Genomic DNA, 8,711 nt, shown 5'->3' on the forward strand with positions numbered 1-8,711 from the left:
GCGACGCTGACGTCGAAGAAGATCCAACCCTGGTTGATGGCGTCAACCTGATGGCCGAGCAGTTTGAAGCCCGCCACCCCACCCTCGCCGGCACGCTGCGCAGCGTGATGCAAAGCCTGGCCGACATGGGCATCTGAGCCGCTCGCCGCCCAGCAGCAACGCCCCGCCAGCCGGGGCGTTTTAGCATCTTACTGGCGTGCCAGCCGCAGATTCTCAGGCATGCCTGCCTCGGTAGAACGCCAAGGGTTGATGTCCAGCCCGCCACGGCGCACATAGCGCGCGTAGACCGTCAGTTGAGCGCCCTCCCCCAGCAACGCCAGCAGATCAAGAAAGATTCGCTCCACGCATTGCTCGTGAAAATCCGAGTGTTCGCGGAAGGACACCAAGTACCGCACCAGGGCCGCCGAGTCGATCCGCGGGCCGCTGTAGCTGATCAGGACAGACCCCCAGTCAGGCTGACCGGTGACCGGGCAGTTGGACTTGAGCAGATGACTGTGCAGCACCTCACTGACCTGCACCCGGCCACTGTCGAGGGCCAGCAACGAGGCGTCATAGTGGTAACGACTGACGGCTACCTCTTCGTCATCGATACAGCGGCCCGGCAAGGTAAACATGCCCAGCTGATGCAGTTGCTGCATGCTGAACAGGCGCACGGCCACGGGGCCTTGTGCCGCCACCGACAGATCCGACTCCAGCGTCTCGAGCAGCTCTCGACGATCACGGAAAACCGTCTGATTGAGGGAGTTGAGGTACAACTTGAAGGACTTGGACTCGACGATCCGCGCGGCCTTGATCGGGAAGGCAAATTCCGCCGCGGCGACCTCCGGCTTGCCCGAAGGCGTCAACCAGGACAACTCGAAGCAGTTCCAGATATCTGCGCCATGAAACGGCAGGTTCTGCGGATCGAGCCCCAGCTCCTGCCATTTTGCTTGCCGGGCAATCGGATACAACAGCGACGGTGTATAGACGCTGACATAGGCACTGGACTTGCCCAGTGGCGAATCTGTCGCTGGATGATCGGACATGCGAGTTCCCCTGCAATGGCTAAGGCCGCCGGGTGGCGGCCTTAGCCATTATTGCCGCAGACCGGTGCCTCTGACCAGCAGCCAGTAGCTGAGGCTGTACAGAATCAGGGTAAACAGCGCCATGATCACCAACGCCGTGGCAATCGGAATATCCGAGACACCGAGAATGCCGTAGCGGAAGGCGTTGACCATATGCAGGATCGGATTGACCTGCGAAACGGCCTGCCAGAACGGCGGCAGCAGGCTGATCGAGTAGAACACCCCGCCAAGGTAGGTCAGCGGCGTCAGCACAAAGGTCGGCACAATCGAGATGTCATCGAAGGTACGGGCGAAAACCGCGTTGATAAAGCCGCCCAGCGAGAACACCAGCGAAGTGAGCAGCACCACAGCGACGGTCAGCCCAATGTGCTGCACCTGCAGGCGGGTAAAAAACAGCGACGTCAGGGTGACGATACAGCCGACCATCAAGCCCCGTGCCACACCACCGAAGGTATAGCCCAGCAACACCACGTGCGGCGACACGGGCGCCACCATCAGCTCCTCGATCGAGCGTTGAAACTTGGTACTGAAGAAGCTCGACACCACGTTGGAGTAGCTGTTGGTGATGACCGACATCATGATCAGACCGGGCACGATGTAATCGATGTAGCGAAAGCCCCCCATCTCACCGATACGGCTGCCGATCAGGTTGCCGAAGATCACGAAGTACAGCGCCATAGTGATCGCCGGAGGCAGCAGCGTCTGCGGCCAGATGCGGGTAAAACGGCGAATCTCCTTGGTCAGGATGGTACTGAACGCCACCCAGCTCTGTTGCCAATACTGCATGTCAGGCTCCCCGTTTCTCGGCATTTTCATCGACCAGCGCCAGGAATAGCTCCTCCAGCCGGTTACTCTTGTTGCGCAGGCTAGCCACCTCAAGCCCAGCCTCGCTCAGTGCCGCAAACAGCGCATTGAGGCTCTGGGACTTGTCCACCTGGACCTCCAGCGTGTGCTCATCGACCACCTTGCAGGGGTACTCGCCCAACGCCGGCGCTGCACTCAGGCTCTGTCGCACATCCAGCAGGAAGGTTTCGACATGCAGCTCCTTGAGCAGCTCGCGCATGCTGGTGTTATGAATGATGCGGCCCTGGTCGATGATCGCGATGTGCTTGCACAGCTGCTCCGCCTCTTCCAGGTAGTGGGTCGTCAGTACGATGGTAATGCCCTGGGCGTTGATCTCCTGAAGGAACTGCCACATTGAGCGGCGAATCTCGATATCCACACCGGCGGTAGGCTCATCCAGAATCAGCAGCCTGGGCTCATGGATCAGTGCACGGGCAATCATCAGGCGGCGTTTCATGCCGCCGGACAGCATCCGCGAGGGCACATCGCGCTTATCCCATAGCCCAAGTCGCTTGAGGTAGTGTTCGGCACGTTCCTTCGCCCGGGCCAGCGGAATGCCGTAATAGCCGGCCTGGCTGACCAGAATATCCATGACCTTTTCAAACTGGCTGAAATTGAACTCCTGGGGCACCACGCCGATACACCGCTTGGCAGCCAGCAGCTCCCGGTCAATGTCAAGGCCAAAGATGCTGACCTCACCGGACGATTTGTTGACCAGTGAGGAGAGAATGCCGATGGTGGTGGACTTGCCGGCCCCGTTGGGCCCCAGCAGCGCGAAGAAATCGCCCTCGCGCACCTCCAGATCAATGCCCTTGAGGGCGCGCATTCCAGTGCCGTAGGTTTTCTCCAGGCCCCGAATACGAATAGCTGCGCTCATGCGATGCCTCACGCCTTGCAAAGTTGAGCGCTAACTATGTGGTCAAATCCGCGAGAATCAACCCCCATGCATAAGGCATCAATGGCAGCGCATGAATATAGCGAATGCGAATACCGCATAGCGGAATAACGGGCTTACAAAATTGCAACAATTGCGGCCGGCCGGTCGATTGTGGCTATTAACGGGACAACGTATTCTCCGGACAAAACAACAAACACCGGAGACACCAATGGCCCAAACGCCTGACACCGCGACGGACCCGAATGACGTCAGTCATCGCATAACCCCTGCCTACCGCCGCTATGCCCTGTTCATCCTGGTACTGGCCTATACGTCCAGCCACGTTGACCGCAACATCGTAGGTATCCTGATCGAGCCGCTAAAAGCCGATCTGCTGCTGTCAGATACCCAGCTGGGCTTCCTCTCCGGTATTGCCTTCGCGCTGTTCTACGCCACCCTCGGCATCCCGATCGCGATCTTCGCCGACCGCTCCAACCGTCGCAACATTATCGCCTGGTCCATCGCCATCTGGAGCGCCATGACCGCGCTGTGCGGCATGGCCAACAACTTCTGGCAGCTGGCACTGGCGCGTATCGGCGTAGGCATCGGCGAGGCCGGCTCCAGCCCGCCATCGCACTCGATGATCGCCGACCTTTACCCCAAGGAAAAGCGTTCCAGCGCCATGTCCATCTACGCCCTGGGCGTCTACCTTGGCATCATGATCGGCTTTATCGTCGGTGGCTTTGTCGCCGAGTGGTGGGGCTGGCGTGCGGCCTTCTTTGTCGTCGGCCTGCCGGGCATTCTGATCGCCCTGCTGGTGCGCTTCACCATGGTGGAGCCGCCGCGCGGCTTCGCCGACGGCGTCAAGCCACCGCCGCTGGGCAAGGTCAACATCAAAGCCGGCTTTGCCGTGCTGTGGCGCGTGCGCACCACTCGCCACGTCGTTCTGGGTGTCAGTCTGACCGCCCTGGTAGGTTACGGCACCATCGTCTGGAACCCGGCCTTCCTGATTCGCAGCCACGGCCTGACACCCGGCCAGGTCGGCCTGTTCCTGGGCCCGCTGATGGGCGTTGTCGGTGGCCTGGGCGCCTGGATCGGCGGCATGCTGGCGGACAAGCTGGCCGCCCGTGACGCCAGCTGGAATGCCTGGATCGTTGGCCTGGCCAAGTTCCTAGCGATTCCCTTTATTGTCGCCTTCTACATGATCGACAGCACATTCTGGGCGCTGGTGGTTTACTGCCCCGCCGTCTTCCTCGGCGCGTTCTACCTCGGCCCCAGCTTTGCGATGATCCAGAGCCTCACGCCGCTGCGCAATCGCGCACTGGCATCGGCCATCATGCTGCTGGTGCTCAACCTGGTTGGCCTGGGACTAGGCCCGCAGGTGATTGGCATGGCCAGTGACCTGGTCAGCGGCAGCTTTGGCACCGACAGCCTGCGCTATGCGCTGATCGGCGCAGCCTTCCTCAACATCTGGGCCTGCGCGCATTACTACTTCGCAGGCCGCACTCTGCGTTACGATCTCGACAACGTCGACCATTAAGTGATCTACCCCGGGTGCCCAGACGCACCCGGGGCCTCTCTCCCCTCTCCATTCCTGGCGCAAACGACTATGCTTAGTCGTGCATGCCGATGCTCATCGGCCTTCGGTCCGCTCACATCACTGAGACGCCCCCATTTCGTCAGCAGAATCGGCGAAGCGGCAGCACCCACCAGACAAGAGTGGGGAATTATTCGGCGTCATGCGCGGTCAGGAGTACTGTGACGAACAAGGAGTGCGCGACATGATGACCCTGCTATGGCTGGTTGGCCTGCTGCTCTGTATCTGCGGCCTGGCCTATATTCGAACGAGTTTACTCAATGCCACCCTGGGTGTGGCTGCCTACCTCGCAGTAATGACCCTGCTGGGGCCAGTTCACTGGCTGATTGATCTGGTGCTTTGGGCACTGTTTCTCGGCATTGCCATCCCTCTGAATCTCCCCGAGTGGCGCCAACGCAGCATCAGCGCCCCCCTGCTGAGCTGGTTCCGCAAGGTGCTTCCTCCGCTCTCGGATACCGAGCAGCAAGCGCTGGATGCCGGCACCGTCTGGTGGGACGGCGAACTGTTCAGCGGCCGTCCGGACTGGGGCAAGCTCCACAGCTTCCCGACGCCACACCTGAGGGAAGAAGAGCAAGCCTTCCTCGACGGTCCGGTGGAAGAACTCTGCCGCATGACCAACGAATGGGAGCTGACCACCCACCTGCAGGATCTGCCGCCGAACGTCTGGCAGTTTATCCGCGACAACGGCTTCTTTGGCCTGATCATTCCCAAGGAGTTTGGCGGCAAGGGCTTTTCTGCCTACGCCCACTCCCAGGTCGCGATGAAGCTGGCCAGTCGCAGCGGTGATCTGGGCACCACCGTCATGGTTCCCAACTCCTTGGGGCCCGCCGAGCTGCTGATGCATTACGGCACCGACGAGCAGAAGCAGCACTATCTGCCGCGCCTGGCCCGTGGCGAAGACGTTCCCTGCTTTGCCCTGACCGCCCCTGATGCCGGCTCTGACGCTGGCGCCATGCCCGACAAGGGTATCGTCTGCAAGGGCCAGTTCAACGGCGAAGAGGTGCTGGGTATGCGCGTCACCTGGGAAAAGCGCTACATCACCCTGGGCCCGGTTGCCACCGTGCTCGGCCTGGCCTTCAAGGCCTATGACCCGGACCACCTGCTGGGCGATGAGGAGTCGCTCGGCATTACCCTGGCATTGATTCCGACCGACACCGAAGGCGTCGAGATCGGCCGCCGCCACTTCCCGCTGAATGCGGCCTTCATGAATGGCCCCAACTCCGGCAAGGATGTGTTCATTCCCATGAGCTACCTGATCGGCGGTCAGGAACGCATCGGTCAGGGCTGGATCATGCTGATGAACTGTCTCTCGGTCGGTCGCTCCATCTCACTGCCCGCTGGCAGCATCGGTGCCGCCAAGATGGCCAGCATGACCACCGGCGCCTACGCCCGCATCCGCGAGCAGTTCAATGTGCCGATTGGCGAGTTTGAAGGCATTCAGGAAGCGCTGGCACGCATCGGCGGCAATACCTATGTCATGGACGCCGCGCGCACCATGACCGCTGGCGCGGTAGATCTGGGAGAAAAACCTTCAGTGCTGTCTGCAGTAGTGAAGTATCACCTCACCGAGCGCATGCGCCAGTGCATTAACGACGCCATGGACGTGCACGGCGGCAAGGGCATCTGCATGGGGCCCAGCAACTACCTGGGCCGAGCCTACCAGTCGGTGCCGATTTCCATCACCGTGGAAGGCGCGAATATTCTGACCCGCAATATGATGATCTTCGGTCAGGGCGCCATCCGCTGCCATCCGTATGTCCTGCGCGAGATGCAGGCAGCGGCACTGGACGACGAAAACGAATCGCTCAAGCAATTTGACCGCCTGCTGTTCGAGCATGTCGGCTTTTCGCTCAGCAACGCTTCCGGCAGCCTGCTGCTGGGACTGACCGGTGGTCGCCTGGCCAACGTGCCGGACTACCCGCAGACACGCCGCTACTATCAGCAGCTGTCGCGCCTGGCAGCCGCCTTTGCCACCCTGACCGACTGCACCATGCTGATGCTGGGCGGCGAGCTGAAGCGTCGCGAGCGCCTGTCGGCACGGCTTGGCGACGTGATGAGCAACCTCTACCTGGCCAGTGCCACGCTCAAGCACTTCGATGATCAGGGCCGCCCGGAGGAGAACCTGCCCTTTGTTCAGTGGGGGCTGGAAGATCTGCTGTACCGCATCGAAAGCAGCCTGCATGAAATCCTGCTCAACTTCCCCAATCAGAGCATGGGTTGCTTGCTGCGCGTCGCGGTCTTCCCGCTGGGTCGCCGTCTGACGCCGCCGAGTGACGAACTGGAAACCGAGATCGCTCGCATCCTGATGCGCCCAGGCGCCGCTCGGGATCGCCTGATTGCCGGTTGCTACCAAAGCGACGACCCGCAGGATGTCACCGGCCTGCTCAACACGACGCTGGAAGCCGTGCTGCAAAGTGCACCGATTGAAGCGCGTCTACACAAGGCCTTGCGTAGTGGCGAACTCAAGCCAGAAGGCTCGGACCCGCTTGCAGCGGCTGTTGAGAGCAATCTGATTACCACCGCCGAGGCCGAGCAAGTGCGCAATGCACGCCAAGCCCGGAGTGCGGTAATCAGGGTAGACGACTTCTCCAAGGAGGAGATGACACCCGCCAAACCCCGTCGCACCAAGGCCAAAACCAAGGCCGACGACGCTTGAGCACACGTCAGGCCAGCCAGGGATGGCTGGCCTGACGCGCTCAACCTGATAGACTCGCCGGGTTTCGGCACTTGCTACACGCCCGGCCTATCAGGAGTTTCCATGTCTACCCCGCCCAGCTACCACGATTACCACCTTGCCCTGCTGCAAAGCCTGTTTGACACCATCAAGGCGCAAACCGCCCTGCTCGATCAGGTACCCGAGGAAAGTAACGAGCTCTTTATGGAGCGCTTTTCCGAACTGCTGACCCAGCTGCAGCAAGGCGATCACGACAGCCTCTACCAGGGCCAGGACATCCTTTGTCAGATCATCGCCCGCTACCCGCAGATCGCCCACCTGATTCCGCGTGACCTGCTGTGGTACTTCGGTGGCGACTGCCTGCACTTTATGCCGGACGAGGAAATTGCCCAGTTCCAGCTGCTGGACGAACACCGTGCCGAAGCCGAAGCGCGCGGCGACGTATTCGACTGGGTTCAGGCCCGACAGCTGCTGCAGGCCAACTGAGCGGGGCAAACCGTTCCGTCACATCCGGCAAAGGACTGCCGTCAACTACCCAAACCCTGCTTGCTCTAGTCGGACATCCCCAAGAGAAAGGAGCCGTCCGTGAAAAAGACCCTTGCCGCCGCCACGCTGCTGGCCGCCTGCACCGCCCAGGCCGAATACGGCCCGCGACTCGAAGGCTTTGACTATTCCTACCCGTTGCAGACGTTCAGTTTCAGCTCGCAGCAGCAGCCACTGGAAATGGGCTATCTGGATGTCGCGCCCAGCGGTTCGGCTAACGGCAAGACCGCCGTCCTGATGCACGGCAAGAACTTCTGTGGTGCCACCTGGGAGGCGACTATTGAGGTCCTCAGCAGCGCAGGCTATCGCGTTATCGCTCCCGACCAGATCGGCTTTTGCAGCTCCAGTAAACCACGGGGCTATCAGTTCAGCTTTGGCCAACTGGCGAGCAACACCGACGCGCTACTCGCCTCGCTGGACGTCAACAAGGCTACCGTGATTGGCCACTCGATGGGTGGCATGCTGGCCGCACGCTATGCACTGAACCACCCGGACCGAGTCGAGCAACTGGTGCTGGTCAACCCGATCGGCCTGGAAGATTGGCAGGCGGAAGGCGTGCCCTATGCCACCATTGATCAGCTCTACCAGAGCCAGCTGAAAACAACCCGCGAAGGTATCAAGAACTACCAGCTGAAGTTCTATTACAACGGTGAGTGGAAGCCCGAGTACGACCGCTGGGTGGATATGAGCTACGGCATGTACGCCGGCCCCGGCAAGGAGATCGTCGCCTGGAACCAGGCGCAAACGGCCGAGATGCTGTTCACCCAACCGGTGGTGCATGAGTTCGGCAATATCCAGGCGCCGACGCTCCTGCTGATTGGTGGCAAGGACCGCACTGCACCCGGCGCCAATCGCGCGCCCGAAGCAATCGCCCAGCGCCTGGGCAACTACCCGGAACTGGGACAAAAGACCGCCGATGCCATCCCCAACGCCACGTTAGTCGAGTTCCCCGAGCTGGGTCACTCACCCCAGGTGGAGGCGCCCGACCAGTTTCATCAGGCACTGCTGAGAGGGCTCGGGACAGCCGACTAAGCGTCCTTGCGGTCAGTACGGGCCGCTTGCGCAGAAACAAAAACCGCCTTATGGGCGGTTTCAGACTGCTGACAAAGCCCC

General features: G+C 61.0%; 8 protein-coding genes. 5 read left to right on the forward strand and 3 right to left on the reverse strand.

Features of this window, described 5'->3' with window-relative positions:
* Positions 1 to 137: DUF4404 family protein (locus CNQ84_RS20350; RefSeq protein ID WP_133065926.1), on the forward strand; the 137-nt coding region annotated here is incomplete at its 5' end.
* 51 nt (positions 138 to 188) lie between these two features.
* On the opposite strand, the gene queF is transcribed toward CNQ84_RS20350, so the two are convergent.
* From queF to CNQ84_RS19700, 3 genes are read right to left on the reverse strand one after another with little or no spacing between them, the layout of a single operon-like run.
* Positions 189 to 1,025, reverse strand: coding sequence for an NADPH-dependent 7-cyano-7-deazaguanine reductase QueF (gene queF / locus CNQ84_RS19690; RefSeq protein WP_096006464.1), 837 nt, complete (start codon positions 1,023 to 1,025; stop codon positions 189 to 191).
* Between the two features lie 48 nt (positions 1,026 to 1,073).
* Positions 1,074 to 1,850, reverse strand: a complete 777-nt coding sequence (locus CNQ84_RS19695; RefSeq protein ID WP_096006465.1) for an ABC transporter permease — start codon at positions 1,848 to 1,850, stop codon at positions 1,074 to 1,076.
* A 1-nt stretch (position 1,851) separates the two neighbouring features.
* Positions 1,852 to 2,784, reverse strand: coding sequence for an ABC transporter ATP-binding protein (locus CNQ84_RS19700; RefSeq protein ID WP_096006466.1), 933 nt, complete (start codon positions 2,782 to 2,784; stop codon positions 1,852 to 1,854).
* A gap of 229 nt (positions 2,785 to 3,013) precedes the next feature.
* Between CNQ84_RS19700 and CNQ84_RS19705 the strand changes: the two genes are divergently transcribed.
* From CNQ84_RS19705 to CNQ84_RS19720, 4 genes are all read left to right on the forward strand, one after another.
* Positions 3,014 to 4,324: a spinster family MFS transporter gene (locus CNQ84_RS19705; protein ID WP_096006467.1), complete on the forward strand. Its 1,311-nt coding sequence runs from the start codon at positions 3,014 to 3,016 to the stop codon at positions 4,322 to 4,324.
* Between the two features lie 244 nt (positions 4,325 to 4,568).
* Positions 4,569 to 7,037 (forward strand): acyl-CoA dehydrogenase, encoded by a 2,469-nt coding sequence (locus CNQ84_RS19710; RefSeq protein WP_096006471.1) that lies wholly within the window; start codon positions 4,569 to 4,571, stop codon positions 7,035 to 7,037.
* Between the two features lie 102 nt (positions 7,038 to 7,139).
* A complete protein-coding gene (locus CNQ84_RS19715) occupies positions 7,140 to 7,541 on the forward strand; it encodes a PA2817 family protein (protein ID WP_096006468.1) in 402 nt (133 codons plus the stop codon).
* A gap of 99 nt (positions 7,542 to 7,640) precedes the next feature.
* Positions 7,641 to 8,630: an alpha/beta fold hydrolase gene (locus CNQ84_RS19720; RefSeq protein WP_245841551.1), complete on the forward strand. Its 990-nt coding sequence runs from the start codon at positions 7,641 to 7,643 to the stop codon at positions 8,628 to 8,630.
* Positions 8,631 to 8,711: the final 81 nt, after the last annotated feature.

The sequence above is a fragment of the Pseudomonas abyssi genome, assembly GCF_002307495.1.
In the GTDB taxonomy this organism is placed as follows: domain Bacteria; phylum Pseudomonadota; class Gammaproteobacteria; order Pseudomonadales; family Pseudomonadaceae; genus Halopseudomonas; species Halopseudomonas abyssi.

Coding starts and splice junctions, on each gene's coding strand:
- CNQ84_RS19705 (WP_096006467.1), top strand. CDS start 3,014: ATGGCCCAAACGCCTGACACCGCGACGGACCCGAATGACGTCAGTCAT.
- CNQ84_RS19695 (WP_096006465.1), bottom strand. CDS start 1,850: ATGCAGTATTGGCAACAGAGCTGGGTGGCGTTCAGTACCATCCTGACC.
- CNQ84_RS19710 (WP_096006471.1), top strand. CDS start 4,569: ATGACCCTGCTATGGCTGGTTGGCCTGCTGCTCTGTATCTGCGGCCTG.
- CNQ84_RS19700 (WP_096006466.1), bottom strand. CDS start 2,784: ATGAGCGCAGCTATTCGTATTCGGGGCCTGGAGAAAACCTACGGCACT.
- queF (WP_096006464.1), bottom strand. CDS start 1,025: ATGTCCGATCATCCAGCGACAGATTCGCCACTGGGCAAGTCCAGTGCC.
- CNQ84_RS19715 (WP_096006468.1), top strand. CDS start 7,140: ATGTCTACCCCGCCCAGCTACCACGATTACCACCTTGCCCTGCTGCAA.